The sequence below is a fragment of the Actinoallomurus soli genome (genome assembly GCF_024055715.1).
Lineage (GTDB): Bacteria > Actinomycetota > Actinomycetes > Streptosporangiales > Streptosporangiaceae > Actinoallomurus > Actinoallomurus soli.
In genome coordinates, this window is sequence record NZ_JAMXMV010000008.1 from 190,273 (window position 1) to 206,513 (window position 16,241).

The window sequence follows — 16,241 nt, forward strand, 5'->3', positions numbered from 1 at the left end:
GGCGAAGGGTGGAGCTTCCGGCAGCTCGCCTTTCACGTGGGCGAGGGGGTCTACTACGCCGACGCGGTCGGGGACCTGTCGGCGCTCGGGGTCGACGGCTGATCCCGGGCTTCACCGGAATCGGCGTACAGACGGTGCATCCGCCGGGCGGCGTCCGCGAGGAGGGCCCGCAGCTCGGGGGGCGCCAGGACCTCCGCCTCCGGGCCCAGGCGGAGGATCTGGGAGTAGGCCACCTCGGCGGACTCGACGGGCAGGACGACGGTGACCCGGCCCGCGCCGTCGGGCGGGCTCGCCGACGCCATGGCGTCCGGCAGGGCGGCCGGATCCGCGACGTGCCGTAGCGCCCGCAGGCCCGCCGGGGTCAGCCGGACGGTGACCCGCGCCCTGAGCAGCGAGCGCTCGAACTCCTCCGCCCGCTGGTCCCAGAACGCCGCGAGGTCGAAGCCCTCGTCACGGGCGAACCGCTCGGTCCCGGTCCGTACGTCCTCGAACCGGTCCACCCGATAGACCAGGCACCGATCGCCCGTGCGGCCGACGGCGTACCAGACCCCGGCCTTGAGCACCAGGCCGTACGGCTCGAGGGTGCGCTCGACGACCCGTTCGCCGCGCCGGTAGCGGACTGTCGTGACGCGGTCGTCCCATACGGCACGGGAGAGCTCCGGCAGCAGTGGCGGCCGGTCGGCGTCCCGGAACCACGCGGGGGCGTCGAGGTGGAAGCGCTGCGCGGCGGTGGCGGGGGCGTCGCGCAGCTCGGGCAGCAACGCGGCCGAGACCTTCAGCCGGGCGGCGAGCGCGGCGTCGCCCAGGCCCATGTCGCGGAGCGGGCCGGGCACCCCCGACAGGAACAGCGCCTCGGCCTCGGCCCGGCCCAGTCCGGTCAGCCGGGTGCGGTATCCCTCCAGCAGCCGGTACCCGCCGCCACGGCCGCGGTCGGCGTACACCGGCACGCCCGCCTCCGCGAGCGCCAGCATGTCGCGGGTGATCGTGCGCTCGGAGACCTCGAGCCGCCGGGCGAGCTCCGCGGCGGTCATCGACTCCCGGCCCTGCAGCAGGAGGATCAGGGAGATGAGCCGCGCCGCGCGCATGCCCCGAGGTTAGCGCCCGCCGGTGTGCGCCGAGGGTTCGTGTCGTGACGACGACGAGGATCCTCGGCGCTGAGCGCCGGTCTCCTCGAAGCGGCGGGCCGAGGCGTTCCCCTGGGCCATGCGGCGCAGCGCGAGCAGGACCCGTTCGTACAGGACGTTGGTTGCGATGGCGGCCTGCACGACGGTCTCGCGGTCCTCGGCGACCGACAGCCCGCCGACCTCGTGATCGGCGATGCGCTCGGCGGCCTCGATGTACGGGCGCAGGTCGCGCAGGACGATCGGCAGGCCCAGCCGGCGCAGCGCGACGAACGCCTGCGCGAGCAGGTCGCAGGCCGGCGCGTCGGGCTGCACGCGCCAGCCGAGCTCGGCGACGACCGCGTCGACGTCCTGCCGGGCGGCCCGCCAGTCGGGGTCCTCGGGCTGCGGCTCGGCGCGCGGGCCGAGGGCGCACTGCGTCTCCTCCAGGAGCCGGTGGAGCGCGACGGTGTCGTCGTCCACGGCGGCGACGATCTGCTGGACGGACGCGACGGGCAGGCCGCCGACCTCCCGGAGCGCCTTGATGAGCCGCAGCCGGTGCAGGTGCCGCCCGTCGTATTCCGCCCGGGTCGCCGCGGTGGCCGTGCCCTTCGGGAGAAGGCCCTCCCGGATGTAGTACTTGATCGTCTGAACCGGCAGCCCGCTGCGGTCGCTGAGCTCGGAGATCTTCATTCGCCCCCCTGCCGGGACACTAGCGCCGTACGGCCGCCGGGGAGTCGTGGTTGCGGGTCTCGGTATCCGAGGCTCAGCCGCGGCGCATCGTCTCGGAGATCTTCTCCGCGGCGGCCAGCACGGGCGGGGCGTGCATCCGGCCGGGCGCGCGGGACAGACGCTCTATCGGGCCGGACACCGAGATGGCGGCGATCACGCGGCCGCCGGTGCCGCGGATCGGCGCGGAGACCGAGGCGACGCCCTGCTCGCGCTCACCGACGCTCTGCGCCCACCCGCGGCGGCGTACGGACGCGAGGGTCGTGGCGGTGAACTTCGCGCCGCGCAGCCCCCGGTGCAGGCGGTCGGGCTCCTCCCAGGCCAGCAGGATCTGCGCGGCGGATCCGGCCGTCATCGGCAGGGCGCTGCCGACCGGGACGGTGTCGCGCAGGCCGCTCATCCGCTCGGCCGCCGCGACGCACACGCGGACGTCGCCCTGCCGCCGGTACAGCTGGGCGCTCTCGCCGGTCAGGTCGCGCAGCTGGGTCAGGATCGGCTGGGCGATGGCGAGCAGGCGGTCCTCTCCGGCGGCGGCGGCCAGCTCGGCCAGCCGGGGGCCGAGGATGAACCGGCCCTGCGTGTCGCGGTGGACCATGCGGTGGTGCTCCAGCGCGACGGCGAGCCGGTGGGCGGTGGGCCGGGCCAAGCCGGTGGTCTGCACCAGCTGGGCGAGGGAGGCCGGGCCGGCCTCCAGGGCGTTCAGGACGAGAACCGCTTTGTCCAGCACGCCGACTCCGCTAGAGTTGTCCATGCTTCGATACTGCCGTCTCGGAATCTGAGATGCAAGTCGCGGTCAGAGGAGCTACCGAACCGGAAGAGGTGGAGTGATGGGCCGAACACTCGCGGATAAGGTCTACGACGCGCACGTCGTACGGAGCGCCGAGGGCGAGCCGGACGTCCTCTACATCGATCTCCACCTCGTTCACGAGGTCACCAGCCCGCAGGCCTTCGACGGCCTGCGCATGGCGAACCGCACGGTCCGGCGCCCGGACCTGACGATCGCCACCGAGGACCACAACGTCCCGACCACGGACATCCTCGCGCCGATCGCCGACCCGGTGTCGCGCACCCAGGTCGAGACGCTGCGCAAGAACTGCGCCGAGTTCGGCGTCCGGCTGCACCCGATGGGCGACGCCGGCCAGGGCATCGTGCACGTCATCGGCCCGCAGCTGGGCCTGACCCAGCCGGGCATGACGATCGTCTGCGGCGACTCGCACACCTCGACGCACGGCGCGTTCGGCGCGCTGGCGTTCGGCATCGGCACCAGCGAGGTCGAGCACGTCCTCGCCACGCAGACGCTGTCGCAGCGCAAGCCGAAGATGATGGCCGTCACGGTCAACGGCGAGCTGCCGTACGGCGTGACCGCCAAGGACCTCATCCTGGCGATCATCGCGAGGATCGGCACGGGCGGCGGCCAGGGCCACATCATCGAGTACCGCGGCGAGGCGATCCGGTCGCTGTCGATGGAGGGCCGTATGACGGTCTGCAACATGTCCATCGAGGCGGGCGCGCGGGCCGGCATGATCGCGCCGGACGAGACGACCTTCGCCTACCTCGAGGGCCGCCCGCACGCGCCGTCCGGCGCCGACTGGGAGGCCGCCAAGGAGTACTGGCGGTCGCTGCGCACCGACGACGACGCGGTGTTCGACAAGGAGGTCGTCATCGACGCCTCCGAGCTCACGCCGTTCGTCACCTGGGGCACCAACCCCGGCCAGGGCGCGCCGCTGGCCGCGAGCGTGCCGGAGCCGTCGTCCTTCGCGGACCCGACGCACCGCGCCGCCGCCGAGCGCGCGCTGGAGTACATGGGCCTGACCGCCGGCACCCCGCTGCGGGACGTCACGGTCGACACCGTGTTCGTCGGGTCCTGCACGAACGGCCGGATCGAGGACCTGCGTGCCGCGGCCGAGGTGATCAAGGGCCGCAAGGTCGCCGACGGCGTGCGGATGCTGATCGTGCCCGGCTCCATGAAGGTCAAGGCGCAGGCCGAGGAGGAGGGCCTGAACGAGGTCTTCACCGCCGCGGGCGCCGAGTGGCGCGAGGCGGGCTGCTCGATGTGCCTGGGCATGAACCCCGACCAGCTCAAGCCGGGGGAGCGCAGCGCCTCGACCTCCAACCGCAACTTCGAGGGCCGGCAGGGCAAGGGCGGCCGTACCCACCTGGTCTCGCCCGCCGTCGCCGCCGCCACCGCCGTCACCGGGCGTCTGACCGCCCCGGCCGACCTGTAATTCGGGAGCCAGCCATGGAAGCCTTCACCACGCACACGGGCCGCGCCGTGCCGCTGCGGCGCAGCAACGTCGACACCGACCAGATCATCCCGGCGGTCTGGCTCAAGCAGGTCAGCCGCACCGGCTTCGAGAAGGGCCTGTTCGCCGCCTGGCGCGAGGACCCCGAGTTCGTGCTGAACCGCCCGGAGTACCAGGGCGCGTCGATCCTCGTCGCCGGGCCCGACTTCGGCACCGGCTCCTCCCGCGAGCACGCCGTCTGGGCGCTGCAGCAGTACGGCTTCCGCGCCGTCGTCTCGGCGCGGTTCGGCGACATCTTCCGCAACAACGCCACGAAGATGGGCCTCCTGCCGATCCAGCTCCCCGAGGACGTCGTCGAGGGCATGCAGGACAAGATCGCGGCGAACCCCGCCAAGGAGTTCACCATCGATCTGGAGGCCCGCGAGCTGCGCTGCGACGAGGGCGGCGTGCAGACGTTCGAGATCGACGACTACACCCGCTGGCGGCTGCTGGAGGGCCTGGACGACATCGGCCTGACCCTGCGTCACTCCGACGCCATCGGCGACTACGAGGCCAAGCGGCAGCCCTGGCTCCCCGTGACCGCCTGATCGCACGTCCCCGTACGGTGGAGGGGCCGGCAGCGTACGCTGCCGGCCCCTCCTGCCGTGTGCGCCTGCTCCTCCGGCTCCTGCAGGGCTTCGCCGTCGGCGGCGAATGGAGCGGCTCGGTGATCATCGTGCTGGAGTCCGCTCCCCCGAACCGGCGCGGCTTCTTCAGCGCCTGGCCCAACACCGGCGGCTTCTCCGCCCAGATCCTCATCACGGCGATCTTCGCCTATGTCTACACGCCGCCGGACCACCAGCTGCTCAGCTGGGGCCGGCGAATCCCGCCGGGAGATCGCCTCGATCCTGTCCGGCGGTCTCACCCCGTTCGTCGCCACGGCCCTCGCCGGTTCCGACGGGTCCCGGTGGCCGTTCGTCGCCGGGTACGTGATGGTCGGGGCGCTGATCACCATGCTCGCCGTCTGGAAGGCCCCGGAGTCCTTTCGCCGCGACCTGTCCACCACCGGCGAGACCGTCCGCCGGCGGAAAGACGTCCGCTCGCGGAAAGACGTCCGCCCCCGCGCCGTCTCCGGCGCGGGGGCTCGCCGTCAGCGCATGATCGTCGTCAGTACGTCGGAGCCCAGGCCCAGGAGCAGCTGGGCGTGCAGGCGGTGGTAGATCATGCGGCCCTCGCGGCGGGAGGTGACCAGGCCGACCTGGCGCAGGCGCTTGAGATGTCGGGAGACCTGAGGCTCGGAGATGCCCATCCGGGCGGCCAGCTCTGACGTCGTGATGGGCTCGCCGAGCAGGTGCCGGCACATCTCGAAGCGGCCGGGTTCGGCGATGGCGGCGAGCCGGTCGCGGATCAGGGACTGCGAGACCGCCGGGCGCTGCTCCCAGTCACCGCCCACGAAGTGCACGACGATCGGCAGGCCGGGGTCCAGTTTGAGGATGATGTGCGGCCAGCCGTGCACGGTGGGGACAAGGAAGCAGCCGTGGTCGCTGACCTTGCCGAACGCCGACTGCAGCTTGTCGTAGCGGACACGCGTCGGCCGCTCGGTGACGCTGGCCGTCGGGGTGACCGAGGCCAGGACGGTGGCCAGAGGCTCGCGTCGCAGTTGGCCGCGCACCCGCGCTGCCGTGTCCTTCAGATGCGGACCGACACGCCGCCACTCGGCGTCGAAGAAGGCTTCCGCGCAGCATGTGAGCGTTTCGACCAGTCCGTCGCGGAAAGCCTCGGGGTCGTCGATCAGGGCGCGGGCGAGCTCGCCACGCGAGAAGGAGTGGCGCTCGCTGGCCTTGATGAAAGCCTCCTGCCGGGCGGCGTCCTGCAGGTCGTCGGCACCTTCGAAGGTCGTGCCGCGGATCCCGCTCGCCGCGAGCGAGAGGAACATCCGCTGGTCGCAGCGTGTAAGGGTGTGCAGCTCGGCGGTCAGGTCGCGGTCCAGTGGTCCGCGCAGCGGGAACAGCAGCCGGCAGCGGTATCGCGCCCACAGTGGGGCGTAGTGGTTCAGCCGCTCGACGACGGGCTCGGGGAGCCGCTCCCGCACCGACGCCAGCCACGCCCGCGACTCCGGGTGGTGTTCGGGCTCGGCCAGCGTGTGCAGGCAGGCCAGCAGCTCGGACAGCGGTGAGGCCCCGGCCGTGAAGTGCACGGGCAGGGCCTCATCGACGTCGAGCGTTACCACCACGCCTGCATATTAGGGTGCGGATCGGTACGGCCCCGGGCCACACCCGCAACCCCGATACGGCCCTGGCCCACTCCGGCAGCCGGTTCGGTCCCGGCTCACTCTGGCAGGACGTGCACCGACAGCCACGAGGGGTGGTCCGGGGAGAGGTGGACGGTGTTGACCGCGACCACCCGCCGTCGCTCGGTGGCCTCCGGCCCGCCGGTCCCCGGGTTGACGTCGAAGCGCGGGAAGTTGCTGGAGGACACATCCAGCCTGATCCGGTGCCCCGCCGCGAACAGGTTGCCGGTGTCCGGCGCCGTCACGGTGATCGAATAGACCTCGCCCGGTCGCATCGGCGACGGTTCCGTGTAGGAGTCACGGTACCGGCAGCGGAGGATCCCGTCGGTGAGGTTCATCGCATAGCCGTTGGGATAGTCGTCGTTGGCCGGATGCACGTCGATGAGCCGCACCGTGAAATCGGTGTCCGGCGCGCTCGATGACACCGAGAGCCGCACCTCCACTGGCCCGGCGACCACGATGTCCCGTTCGAGCGCCTCACTCTGGAAGACCAGTACGTCCGGCCGGCTCGCTAGGGGAAGGTAGGGCGGCTCACAACCGAAGGTGTCCTCCGTCGGTGTCTGGTCGAACGCCCCGCCCACCATCACGGGCTCGCCGGAGGTGACCTGCCCGCCGATCGTCGGCACCGGGTTCGCTGGGTCGAAGTCGTACTCCAGCCGGTCATCGACGCCCGCGGTCGGCGGCTCGGTGCTGAGTTCCCCCCGCTGCCGCAGGTACAACCGGAGCGGCGTCGCCTCCGGCGGTGGCCAATCTCCGGCCGCTCGCCAGTGCCCGCCGTGGTCGAGGCGGCCATCGGCGGTGCGCCGTCCGCTGCCGCCGCCCATCACGAAGTACCGGACCGGCGGGTCGACCGGCTCCTCCGGCGGGGCCCCCACGTCATCCGGCTGTACACCGAGGTGCCGGGCGAACCAGCGGGCGCGGAACTCCAGGTAGTCGGCAGCGAGGTTGCCGTCGAGGGTCGCCTCGGGGCCGAAGTCGACGTCCCCGGCGTGGGGGACACTGCGCGCGCCGTGGGTCCACGGCCCGATCACGAGGTGAACGGGGCTGGACTGGACCGCACCGAGCCGCTGATAGTTCTCGACGGCCGTCCGGACATAGGGGTCATACCAGCTCACCATATGGAGACTCGGCACGTCGGGGAACCGATCGTAGTAGCCGCGGCCGAACAGGCCCAGCTGCTGCCAGAACTCGTCGAACGCACCGCGCTCCCACTGGTGCAGCAGGTAGTCCTCGTACTCCGGCGTCGCGCGGAGCGGTGACGCGCCGCGCCGCCACGGCGTGACACGGAACCAGGCACGCAGGTCCTGGGAGCGCAGGGCGGCCGCGACCACCGGGTCGCGCTGGGCGGCGGTGCTGTTCAGCGCGTGCCGGTACGCCCACGTGGCCTGCTTGAGCTCGAAGGCGCCGCCCATGCGGATCCCGGTCTCGTACGCGCTGGCGAACCCGCCGGAGTCGACGAACATCGCCGCGAGGTGGTTCGGAGACAGCGCGGCCAGCGCGGTCTGCGTGTGGGCGGAGTAGGAGACGCCGGTGGTGGCGACCTGACCGTCGCACCAGTCCTGCGCGCCGATCCACTCCACCGTGTCGTAGCCGTCCTCGGCCTCGCCGAGGTACTTCACGAACGTCCCGCCGGAGTCCCCTCGTCCCCGGCAGTCCTGCCGTACGACGTTGAACCCCTGCCGGGCGAAGTAGGCGGCGGACTCGGCCGGCATGATCGGCCGGCCGTCGCGGTCGAGGCCGTCCGACTCGCGGCGGGTCCGCCGTCCGTACGGGGTGCGTTCCAGCAGCACCGGGCGCCGCCGCGGCCGCGGGTCGGCGGTGTAGAGGTCGGCCACCAGCTCGACGCCGTCGCGCATCGGGGTCCGTACGGCCCGCCGCCACACCGAGCCCCCGTCCGGCAGCGGAATCCGATCCGCTGCCGGCTCCGTGTTCACCGATGTCATCTGGCCGGCTCAGCTCCCCAGCTGGCTCTTGAGCGCGGGCCACGTGGCGACGAGGCCGTCCGCCGGTGGTTCGGTGAACCACTTCTTGTAGATTCGCAGAAAGGTGCCGTCGCCGACCATCGCGGTGAGCTGCCCGTCGACCGCCTGGAGGAGCTTGGTGTTCTTCTTCTGCACCGCCATCGACGTCGGGTGGTCGACCGGGGCGGAAAGCGCGATCTTCAGCTTCGTGTACTGCTTGAGGTAGGCCTCGGCGTCCGGGCCGCCGACCACGAAGGCGTCGAGGTTGCCCGACAGCAGCTGCGAAACGGCGGCGTTCTGGTTCGCGAACTGCACCTTCCGGGCACCGGGCATCTTCTGCTCGACGAACGCCTCCTGCACGGCGCCGGTCACCACGCCGACCTTCTTGCCGCGGAAGTCCGTGACCTGGGAAGCGCTCTCGTCCTTCCGGGTGACGACGGCGGTGGTGCTCCAGTACAGCGCCTTGGTGAAGGCGACCTGTTTCTGACGCTCCGCGGTGACGCCGAGCCCGCTCGCGGCCAGGTCGTACTGCCCCGAGGTCAGCCCCTGCAGCGCGGCGGGGACCGTGCTGGCCTTGTAGTTCACCTTGAGCCTGAGCCGCTTGGCGACCTCGTCGGTGATGTCGACGATGTACCCCTGCGGCGCGCCGGCCTTGGATGCGGTCGCGAAGGGGGGCTGGTCGGTGGAGACGGCCGCCTCGATGGTGCCCGCGGTCTCCAGGCCGTACGGGTCGTTCTTCGAGGATCCGCCGCCGCAGGCGGTGAGGGACAGGGCGGCGGCCGCGCCGACCGCGAGCACCCGGATTCTGATCATTGTTCTTCCTTCGGGGGTGGTGGGGGTTCAGAGCACCTGCGCGAGGAATTCGCGGAAGCGGGCGCTCGGCGGGTCGTCCAGCAGTGCGCGGGCCTCGCCGTCCTCGGCGATCAGCCCCTCGTCCATGAAGATCACGCGGTCGGCGGCCTCCCGGGCGAAGCCGATCTCGTGGGTGACGACGACCATGGTCATGCCGGATCCGGCCAGCTCGCGCATGACCGCCAGCACCTCCTTGACCAGCTCGGGGTCGAGTGCGGAGGTCGCCTCGTCGAACAGCATCACCTCGGGCCGCATCGCGAGGCTCCGCGCGATCGCCACCCGCTGCTGCTGCCCGCCGGACAGGTTCGCGGGCCGGTGGCCGGCCAGTTGGCCGAGGCCGAGCCGCTCGAGCTGGGCACGCCCGATCTGCTCCGCCTCCGCCTTGGGGATCCTCTTGACGTGCCGGAGCGCGAGGGTGACGTTGTCCAGCGCGGTGAGGTGGCCGAAGAGGTTGAAGTGCTGGAACACCATGCCGATCCGGGTCCGCGCGGCGTCGATGTCCACGTCCGGGTCCGTGAGGGTCACATCGCCGACGACGATGCTGCCCGCGGTCGGCTTCTCCAGCAGGTTGAGGCACTTGAGCATGGTCGACTTGCCCGACCCCGAGGGGCCGAGGACGCACAGCACCTCGCTGGGCGTCACGTCGAAGGTGACGCCGCGCAGCACCTCGGTGCGGCCGTACGACTTGCGCAGGTCCCGGACACTGATCGCCGGGCTGAAGTGGGCTGGGGCCGGCCGGGAGGTCGGTCGGAGTCGGTCGGTCGGGAAAGGTTCGTCGGGAAAGGCCGGTCGGCCGGGCATCGTCGTCATGCTCATCCTTCCGCGAGCGCCGGCTCGGGCCGCAGGTCCTCCGCGCCCGATCGCACGGGCCGGCCCTCCCGCATCCGCCGGTCCAGCCAGTTGACGAGGTACGTCAGCGGGATGGTGATCGCGAGGTAACAGAGCCCCGCGGCGACGAGCGCGGACGCGTTGTAGCTGGCGGCCTGGCGTTCCTGGGCGATGAAATACAGCTCGCGCTGCCCGGCGCCGAGGCCGAGCAGGTAGACCAGGGAACTCTCCTTGACGTCCACGATGAACTGCCCGGTCAGCGCGGGCAGGACGTTGCGGACACCCTGCGGCACGATGACGAGCCGCATGGTCTTCAGGTAGGACATGCCGAGACTGCGGCCCGCCTGCATCTGCCCGGCGGGCACCGCCTGGATGCCCGCACGGAAGATCTCCGCGCAGTACGCCGCGGAGATCAGGCCGACGGCGACCACCGCGTACCCGAGCGGGCTGCGCCCGAACGGCCGGATGCCCGCCGCCGGTAGGCCCAGGCCGATCAGGCTCACCGTCACGATCGCGGGCAGTCCCCGGAACACGTCCACGTAGATCCGGGCCGGGAGCCGGACCAGTCGCTTACGCGACAGCAGCAGCACCGCCAGCAGCATGCCGCCGGACAGGCCGAAGAGGATCGCGAGCACCGCGATCAGGAGGGTGTTCCGCAGTCCCTCCCCGAGGAGTGAGGGCAGAACGCCGGCTATCTCCGACCAGTCGAAGAAGGTATGGAAGAAGTCGTGCACGGCCACTCCGATCTCATGATTCGCCGTTCGCCCCGGGCGCCGTCGGCGTTTCGCAGCATAGGCGCGGCTCAGGCCGCTGACCGGGACGATTGCGCCTAACCGATAACTGTGATCCTACGAACGGGCGGCCGTCTGAGCCCTGGTGCCCGCCACCGGGGCACACGGCGATCGTGTCCGCCCGCCCTGTCGCCCGGCGCGGGCGCGGTCAGCGGCAGGGGGCGGCCGTCGAGTCGCGGACGACGAGCCGGACGGGAAGGAGTGGCCTGCGGAACCCGTAGTGTTGACGGCCTGAAGTGGGTCGTGGACGTCGATTTGGAACGGTTCTTCGACCGGGTCGACTTCGATGTGCTGATGGCGCGGGGCCGGATCCGGGAGCTGGGCATCCCCGACCGCAACGCGCGGGAGTGGGCGACCAGCAGCAGGGGATACTGGCGGATCGCCGGGTCGCCCGTCCTTCAGGTCCTGCCCAACGAGCACTGGAAAGACCTTGGCCTGATCGGACTCCGCGAGACCTGGCACAGGCTCAAAACCACGGCTTGACGAACCGCCGGATGCGGGCCCGCATGTCCGGTGGTGTGAGAGGAGGGCCGGGCGACCCCGCCCTCCTACTCGATTCGCGACCCCACGGCGTGCCTCCGTGGGAATCAGTGACGAGGTGTGATGATGGCAACACCGTCTGGCCCCGCGTGGGACGACCCGCGTCTCAACGCCCTCGCCCGGCGGCTGCGTGAGGCGCACACGCGGGTGGCCGACCTCCCGGGTGTGCGTAAACCGCGGCTGACCAGGCAACTTCTGCTGATCACCGATCTCGCCAAGCGGGACCCGGCGCTGGCCGTCAAGCGGCTCGAATCCTTCATGATCGAGCTTGATGACGATGAAAACGCATCTTGAATGGCGCTTCTACCTGCGACACAGGCGCAAACACCTGCCATGGGTGATTGTATAGATGCCCTGAGGTCCCCTAGTTTCGAGCGAGCAAGGGGGAAGAGGAGCGAACCCATGAACAAGCGCGAACTCGTCGACGCGATCGCCGATCGAGTCGGCAGCAAGAAAGCGGCGACCGAAGCGGTCGACGCCATCCTGGACACCATTCAGGAGACCGTGGCCAAGGGTGAGAAGGTGGCCATCACCGGTTTTGGATCTTTCGAGAAGGCCGATCGGCCCGCTCGCGAGGCCCGGAACCCGGCGACGGGCGCCACGATCAATGTCCCCGCGACCTCGGTTCCGAAGTTCAAGGCCGGTTCGGATTTCAAGAACCTGGTGGCCGGCGCCAAGAAGGAATAACGGCGTGTCGACGGCGCCCGGCGGAGCCACTCCGCCGGGCGCCGTCGTGGTCCCCGGGGCGCTTCTACGGCAGCGGGAACGTCGACAGTGTGATCACCGTGATGCGGTCGCCTTCGACCGCGAGGTTGACCCGCTGCCCGAACCGCAGCAGCCGCAGGCCGCCGGCCTCGAACGCCGCCGTGTCGAAGGCCATCTCGCTCCCGTCGTCCAGCAGCACGCTGCCGGTCCGCGTCTCGGCGTCGTACGCCTTCACCGTGCCCTGCATGCCGCACAGACTAGAGCGTCCGCGCGGGCAGGCCGGTACCGAGCCGCCGGCGGGCCGCCTGGCCCACGCCGTCGCGCCGCGACCGGCCCGCACGCTGCCTGGATCCCACAGTCGCGCCGTGACCGGCCCGCACGCTGCCTGGATCCCACAGTCGCGCCGTGACCGGCCCGCGCGAGGTCAGTCCGATGGGGCCGACGGGCAGGGAACCGGCAGCAGAGGCGCCACGGACGCCGTCCGCGGGCCCACCCCCAGGACGAGTGCGGCCCGCAGGTCGTCGATCGTGTCGACGTCCTGACGCACGCTGAGGACCTCCTCCAGCGTGAGCTCCCGCGCACCCAGGGACCGGTGCCGGGCGCGGGAGTCCGTTCCGAACGCCGGCGCGAACACCGCACCGGGCCGTGCCGTGTACAGCGTGGTGCCGACCCCGGCGAGGTCGGGCAGGAAGGCGTTCGGCGCGTCCTCGGCGGCCGCCAGGACGAGGTCGAGTTCGGCCGGCCGCAGGGCCGGCAGGTCGGCGGACATCGCGCAGACACCGGCCTCCGGTGCCAGCGACCGCGCCCGCTCGACGCCGTGGACCAGCGCAGGGTTCAGCCCGGCGTCCGGTTCGTCCGGCACGATGTGGGCGCCCAGCGCCTCGAGCGCGGGCGCGGCGACCGGGTCGTCGGTGACCACCACGACCCCCCGGACCCGCGGGCATCGCAGTGCGGCGGATACGGTGTCGGTCGCGATGGCCAGCGCCAGCCGCTCCCGGTGAGGGCCGACGGCGCCGGACAGCCGTGACTTCGCGCGGGCCAGCGGTTTGACCGGCACGACGAGCATCCACATGAGGCGATGGGTACCAGACATCGTGGGTCGACACTACGCGGAAACACCCGCGACACTTGACGACACCCCCGGCACGGCCGGGACGAAGTGAGGAGGAGGGCATGGGTCAATCGCCCGTCTGGCGCGCGATCGTCGTGGGGATCCTGCGGCCGCTGCTGTTCACGCTGTTGAAGCGGGACTGGAAGGGGCAGGACAACGTCCCCCGCAAGGGCGGAGTGATCATCGCCGTCAACCACCTGTCGTGGTCCGACCCGCTGGCCCTCGCCCACTTCATCTACAAGGCCGGCCGCTTCCCGGTGTACCTGGCCAAGGCCGGGGTGTTCAAGGCCCCGGTGATCGGCCGCATCATCCGCCGGACCGGGCAGATCCCGGTCTACCGCGACCGGTCCGACGCGGCGCTGGCGCTCCGGGACGCCGAGAAGGGCCTGCGCGCGGGGGAGTGCGTCATCTTCTACCCGGAGGGCACCTGCACGCGGGACCCGGACCTGTGGCCGATGACCGGCAAGACCGGCGCCGCGCGGATGGCCCTCACCACCGGCGTCCCGGTCATCCCCGTGGCGCACTGGGGCGCGCACATCCTCTGGCCGTACGGCACCAAGAGGTTCCGGCCGTTCCCGCGCAAGACGATGCACGTCATCGCCGGTCCGCCGGTCGACTTGTCGAAGTACGAGGGCCGTCCCCTGGACGCGGAGACGCTGAACGCCGCGACGGCCGACATCATGCGGGCCATCGCCGACCTGCTCGGGGAGCTGCGCGGTGAGCCCGCGCCGGAGAAGCTGTACGACCCACGTGAGGCGGCCCGCGCCAAGCGCGCCGAGAAGCGCGCCGACGCCGACGCCACGGCCGCGGCCGGCGCCGACGCCGCGGCCGGTACCGACGCGGCGGACGCCGCGGACACCGACGGGACCGACACGGGCAAGGAGGCCAAGGCCTCTTGAAGATCGCGGTGCTCGGGGCAGGGTCATGGGGGACCGTCTTCGCCAAGGTGGTGGCCGACGCGGGCGGCGACGTCACGGTGTGGGGGCGCCGCGCGGAGCTGGTCGAGGCGATCAACGACCGGCATGAGAATCCCGACTATCTGCCGGATCTACGGCTCCCGGACCGGCTGACCGCCACCACCGACCCCGCCGAGGCGCTCGCCGGCGCGACCTACGTCATGCTGGCCGTGCCCGCCCAGACGCTCCGGCCGGGGCTGGCGGAGTGGCGGCCGCTGCTGCCCGCCGACGCGGTGCTGGTGAGCCTCATGAAGGGCATCGAGCTCGGCACCTGCAAGCGGATGAGCGAGGTGATCCGCGAGGTGGCCGACGTGCCCGAGGAGCGCGTCGCGGTGATCACGGGCCCGAACCTCGCCCGTGAGATCGCCGCCGAGCAGCCCTCGGCCGCGGCCGTGGCGTGCGTGGACGAGGCGACCGCGCAGAAGCTGCAGCTCGCCTGCATGACGCCGTACTTCCGCGCCTACACGAACTCCGACGTCATCGGCTGCGAGCTCGGCGGCGCCGTGAAGAACGTCATCGCCCTCGCCGTCGGCATCGGGGTCGGCATGGGCATGGGCGACAACGTACGCGCGCTGCTGATGACGCGCGGCCTGGCCGAGATCGCCCGCCTGGGCGCGGCGCTCGGCGCCGACCAGCACACGTTCGCGGGGCTGGCGGGGATGGGCGACCTCGTCGCCACGTGCAGCTCGCCGTTGTCGCGGAACCGCACGTTCGGCGAGAACCTCGGGCGCGGGATGAGCCTGGAGGAGGTCGTCAAGGTCACCCGGCAGACGGCGGAGGGCGTCAAGTCCTGCGACGCGATCCTCGAACTGGCGCGGCGTCACCACGTCGAGATGCCGATCACCGAGGCCATCGTCGCCGTCATGCACGGCGGGCTCAGCCCGGCCGACGCCGGTCGGCTGCTGATGTCGCGCACTCCGAAGCCCGAACGCTACGGCGTCTGATCGCAGGGCACCTCTTTCCCGTCGAGCGGGGAAGAACATCACGAGACGAAATGACGTGTAATGTCGGTGCCCGCGACTGTCGGTGCAGGTGAGAAGAGGTGGATCGATGGGCAGGATCCGGGTCGCCGTCGTCTTCGGCGGGCGTAGTTCGGAGCACGCGATCTCCTGTCTCACCGCGGGCAGCGTGATGGCCGCGATCGACAAGGACCGGTACGAGGTCATCCCCATCGGGATCGCACGCGACGGCCGGTGGGTGCTCGCGTCCGACCAGCGGCTCGCCATCGAGGACGGCAAGCTGCCGGAGGTCGCCGAGGACGGGCTGCCGCTGGCGCTGCCGTTCGACCCGGACAGCCGTGGCCTGGTCGTCGTGGAGCCGGGGCAGGTGCCGCGCACGCTCGGCGACGTCGACGTGGTCCTCCCGCTGCTGCACGGCCCGTACGGTGAGGACGGCACGATTCAGGGCCTCCTCGAACTGGCGGGCGTGCGCTACGTCGGGGCCGGGGTGCTCGCGAGCGCCGCGAGCATGGACAAGGCGTACATGAAGCTGGTCTGGCAGGGCTGCGGGCTGCCCGTCGGCCCGTACGTCGTCGTCAAGGACCGGCAGTGGCGGCGGGAGCGCAAGCAGGTCGTCGACGAGATCAAGGAGCTGGGCTGGCCGGTGTTCGTCAAGCCGGCGCGGGCGGGCTCGAGCATGGGCATCTCCAAGGTCGAGTCGGAGGACGCGCTGGAGGCCGCGGTCGAGGCCGCGCGCGAGCACGACCCGAAGGTGATCGTCGAGGCGGCCGTCCCGGGCCGCGAGATCGAGTGCGGGGTGCTCGAAGGGCTGGACGACGAGCCGGCCGAGGCCAGCCTGCCCGCAGAGGTGCGCGTGGGCTCCGGCCACGACTACTACGACTTCGAGGCCAAGTACCTCGACGACGGCCTCGCGCTCGACATCCCGCCGAAGCTCCCGCCGGCGGTGATCGAAGAGGTCCGGCGGCTGTCGGTGCAGGCGTTCGACGCGCTGGGCTGCGAGGGGCTCGCCCGGGTCGACTTCTTCTACACGCCGGACGGCCGGCTGATCCTCAACGAGATCAACACGATGCCCGGCTGCACGCCCGCCTCGGCGTTCCCCAAGATGTGGGCGGCGACGGGCCTGGACTACCCGGCCCTGGTCGACCGCTGGATCCGCACCGCCCTGGCCCGCCCCCTCGGCCTGCGCTAGCGCCGGTA

Annotated in this window: 18 protein-coding genes; 8 read left to right on the forward strand and 10 right to left on the reverse strand. The window is 71.6% G+C overall.

Annotated features, from left to right (window positions below):
• Nucleotides 1-53: 53 nt before the first annotated feature.
• From NDW01_RS21520 to NDW01_RS21530, 3 genes are all read right to left on the reverse strand, one after another.
• Nucleotides 54-1,085 (reverse strand): helix-turn-helix transcriptional regulator, encoded by a 1,032-nt coding sequence (locus NDW01_RS21520; RefSeq protein WP_252823060.1) that lies wholly within the window; start codon nucleotides 1,083-1,085, stop codon nucleotides 54-56.
• A gap of 9 nt (nucleotides 1,086-1,094) precedes the next feature.
• On the reverse strand, nucleotides 1,095-1,793 hold the full coding sequence (locus NDW01_RS21525; RefSeq protein WP_252823061.1) for a MerR family transcriptional regulator: 699 nt from the start codon (nucleotides 1,791-1,793) through the stop codon (nucleotides 1,095-1,097).
• Nucleotides 1,794-1,866: 73 nt separating this feature from the next.
• Nucleotides 1,867-2,580: an IclR family transcriptional regulator gene (locus NDW01_RS21530; protein WP_252776182.1), complete on the reverse strand. Its 714-nt coding sequence runs from the start codon at nucleotides 2,578-2,580 to the stop codon at nucleotides 1,867-1,869.
• Between the two features lie 76 nt (nucleotides 2,581-2,656).
• On the opposite strand from NDW01_RS21530, the gene leuC reads away from it, so the two are divergent.
• Nucleotides 2,657-4,054, forward strand: coding sequence for a 3-isopropylmalate dehydratase large subunit (leuC, locus tag NDW01_RS21535; RefSeq protein ID WP_252823062.1), 1,398 nt, complete (start codon nucleotides 2,657-2,659; stop codon nucleotides 4,052-4,054).
• Nucleotides 4,055-4,068: 14 nt separating this feature from the next.
• The gene (gene leuD, locus NDW01_RS21540; protein WP_252823063.1) at nucleotides 4,069-4,659 is read left to right on the forward strand and encodes a 3-isopropylmalate dehydratase small subunit; all 591 of its coding nucleotides are present in this window, start codon (nucleotides 4,069-4,071) and stop codon (nucleotides 4,657-4,659) included.
• A 542-nt stretch (nucleotides 4,660-5,201) separates the two neighbouring features.
• On the opposite strand, the gene NDW01_RS21545 is transcribed toward leuD, so the two are convergent.
• The 5 genes from NDW01_RS21545 to NDW01_RS21565 form a co-directional block, all read right to left on the reverse strand.
• Nucleotides 5,202-6,284, reverse strand: coding sequence for an ArsR/SmtB family transcription factor (locus NDW01_RS21545; protein ID WP_252823064.1), 1,083 nt, complete (start codon nucleotides 6,282-6,284; stop codon nucleotides 5,202-5,204).
• Between the two features lie 95 nt (nucleotides 6,285-6,379).
• Nucleotides 6,380-8,275: a CocE/NonD family hydrolase gene (locus tag NDW01_RS21550; protein WP_252823065.1), complete on the reverse strand. Its 1,896-nt coding sequence runs from the start codon at nucleotides 8,273-8,275 to the stop codon at nucleotides 6,380-6,382.
• Nucleotides 8,276-8,293: 18 nt separating this feature from the next.
• Nucleotides 8,294-9,115, reverse strand: a complete 822-nt coding sequence (locus NDW01_RS21555; protein WP_252823066.1) for a substrate-binding periplasmic protein — start codon at nucleotides 9,113-9,115, stop codon at nucleotides 8,294-8,296.
• A gap of 27 nt (nucleotides 9,116-9,142) precedes the next feature.
• Nucleotides 9,143-9,964: an amino acid ABC transporter ATP-binding protein gene (locus tag NDW01_RS21560; RefSeq protein ID WP_252823067.1), complete on the reverse strand. Its 822-nt coding sequence runs from the start codon at nucleotides 9,962-9,964 to the stop codon at nucleotides 9,143-9,145.
• 2 nt (nucleotides 9,965-9,966) lie between these two features.
• On the reverse strand, nucleotides 9,967-10,722 hold the full coding sequence (locus NDW01_RS21565; RefSeq protein ID WP_252823068.1) for an amino acid ABC transporter permease: 756 nt from the start codon (nucleotides 10,720-10,722) through the stop codon (nucleotides 9,967-9,969).
• A 294-nt stretch (nucleotides 10,723-11,016) separates the two neighbouring features.
• On the opposite strand from NDW01_RS21565, the gene NDW01_RS21570 reads away from it, so the two are divergent.
• The 3 genes from NDW01_RS21570 (at nucleotide 11,017) to NDW01_RS21580 (ending at nucleotide 12,000) form a co-directional block, all read left to right on the forward strand.
• Complete coding sequence (locus NDW01_RS21570) at nucleotides 11,017-11,256, forward strand: hypothetical protein (RefSeq protein WP_252823069.1); 240 nt, start codon at nucleotides 11,017-11,019, stop codon at nucleotides 11,254-11,256.
• 123 nt (nucleotides 11,257-11,379) lie between these two features.
• Nucleotides 11,380-11,607: an SCO5555 family protein gene (locus NDW01_RS21575; RefSeq protein WP_252823070.1), complete on the forward strand. Its 228-nt coding sequence runs from the start codon at nucleotides 11,380-11,382 to the stop codon at nucleotides 11,605-11,607.
• A 108-nt stretch (nucleotides 11,608-11,715) separates the two neighbouring features.
• On the forward strand, nucleotides 11,716-12,000 hold the full coding sequence (locus tag NDW01_RS21580; protein ID WP_252776189.1) for an HU family DNA-binding protein: 285 nt from the start codon (nucleotides 11,716-11,718) through the stop codon (nucleotides 11,998-12,000).
• 64 nt (nucleotides 12,001-12,064) lie between these two features.
• Here the strand turns inward: NDW01_RS21580 and NDW01_RS21585 are convergent, their stop codons facing one another.
• Together NDW01_RS21585 and cofC are read right to left on the reverse strand one after the other, a co-directional pair.
• Complete coding sequence (locus NDW01_RS21585) at nucleotides 12,065-12,265, reverse strand: hypothetical protein (protein ID WP_252776191.1); 201 nt, start codon at nucleotides 12,263-12,265, stop codon at nucleotides 12,065-12,067.
• Nucleotides 12,266-12,442: 177 nt separating this feature from the next.
• Nucleotides 12,443-13,111, reverse strand: coding sequence for a 2-phospho-L-lactate guanylyltransferase (cofC, locus tag NDW01_RS21590; RefSeq protein WP_252823071.1), 669 nt, complete (start codon nucleotides 13,109-13,111; stop codon nucleotides 12,443-12,445).
• Between the two features lie 80 nt (nucleotides 13,112-13,191).
• On the opposite strand from cofC, the gene NDW01_RS21595 reads away from it, so the two are divergent.
• The 3 genes from NDW01_RS21595 to NDW01_RS21605 all read left to right on the forward strand — a co-directional run bounded on the left by NDW01_RS21595 (nucleotide 13,192) and on the right by NDW01_RS21605 (nucleotide 16,233).
• Complete coding sequence (locus NDW01_RS21595) at nucleotides 13,192-14,028, forward strand: lysophospholipid acyltransferase family protein (protein ID WP_252823072.1); 837 nt, start codon at nucleotides 13,192-13,194, stop codon at nucleotides 14,026-14,028.
• Nucleotides 14,025-15,029, forward strand: coding sequence for an NAD(P)H-dependent glycerol-3-phosphate dehydrogenase (locus NDW01_RS21600; protein WP_252823073.1), 1,005 nt, complete (start codon nucleotides 14,025-14,027; stop codon nucleotides 15,027-15,029). The genes NDW01_RS21595 and NDW01_RS21600 overlap by 4 nt, the downstream gene beginning before the upstream one ends.
• Nucleotides 15,030-15,135: 106 nt before the next feature.
• Complete coding sequence (locus NDW01_RS21605) at nucleotides 15,136-16,233, forward strand: D-alanine--D-alanine ligase family protein (protein ID WP_252823074.1); 1,098 nt, start codon at nucleotides 15,136-15,138, stop codon at nucleotides 16,231-16,233.
• Nucleotides 16,234-16,241 lie beyond the last annotated feature (8 nt).

Bases quoted from the DNA above. Each gene is read 5' to 3' on its own strand.
- NDW01_RS21575 (WP_252823070.1), top strand. From the start codon at position 11,380: ATGGCAACACCGTCTGGCCCCGCGTGGGACGACCCGCGTCTCAACGCC.
- NDW01_RS21555 (WP_252823066.1), bottom strand. From the start codon at position 9,115: ATGATCAGAATCCGGGTGCTCGCGGTCGGCGCGGCCGCCGCCCTGTCC.
- NDW01_RS21530 (WP_252776182.1), bottom strand. From the start codon at position 2,580: ATGGACAACTCTAGCGGAGTCGGCGTGCTGGACAAAGCGGTTCTCGTC.
- cofC (WP_252823071.1), bottom strand. From the start codon at position 13,111: ATGTCTGGTACCCATCGCCTCATGTGGATGCTCGTCGTGCCGGTCAAA.
- NDW01_RS21560 (WP_252823067.1), bottom strand. From the start codon at position 9,964: ATGACGACGATGCCCGGCCGACCGGCCTTTCCCGACGAACCTTTCCCG.
- NDW01_RS21595 (WP_252823072.1), top strand. From the start codon at position 13,192: ATGGGTCAATCGCCCGTCTGGCGCGCGATCGTCGTGGGGATCCTGCGG.
- leuC (WP_252823062.1), top strand. From the start codon at position 2,657: ATGGGCCGAACACTCGCGGATAAGGTCTACGACGCGCACGTCGTACGG.
- NDW01_RS21580 (WP_252776189.1), top strand. From the start codon at position 11,716: ATGAACAAGCGCGAACTCGTCGACGCGATCGCCGATCGAGTCGGCAGC.
- NDW01_RS21605 (WP_252823074.1), top strand. From the start codon at position 15,136: ATGGGCAGGATCCGGGTCGCCGTCGTCTTCGGCGGGCGTAGTTCGGAG.
- NDW01_RS21525 (WP_252823061.1), bottom strand. From the start codon at position 1,793: ATGAAGATCTCCGAGCTCAGCGACCGCAGCGGGCTGCCGGTTCAGACG.
- NDW01_RS21520 (WP_252823060.1), bottom strand. From the start codon at position 1,085: ATGCGCGCGGCGCGGCTCATCTCCCTGATCCTCCTGCTGCAGGGCCGG.
- NDW01_RS21585 (WP_252776191.1), bottom strand. From the start codon at position 12,265: ATGCAGGGCACGGTGAAGGCGTACGACGCCGAGACGCGGACCGGCAGC.
- leuD (WP_252823063.1), top strand. From the start codon at position 4,069: ATGGAAGCCTTCACCACGCACACGGGCCGCGCCGTGCCGCTGCGGCGC.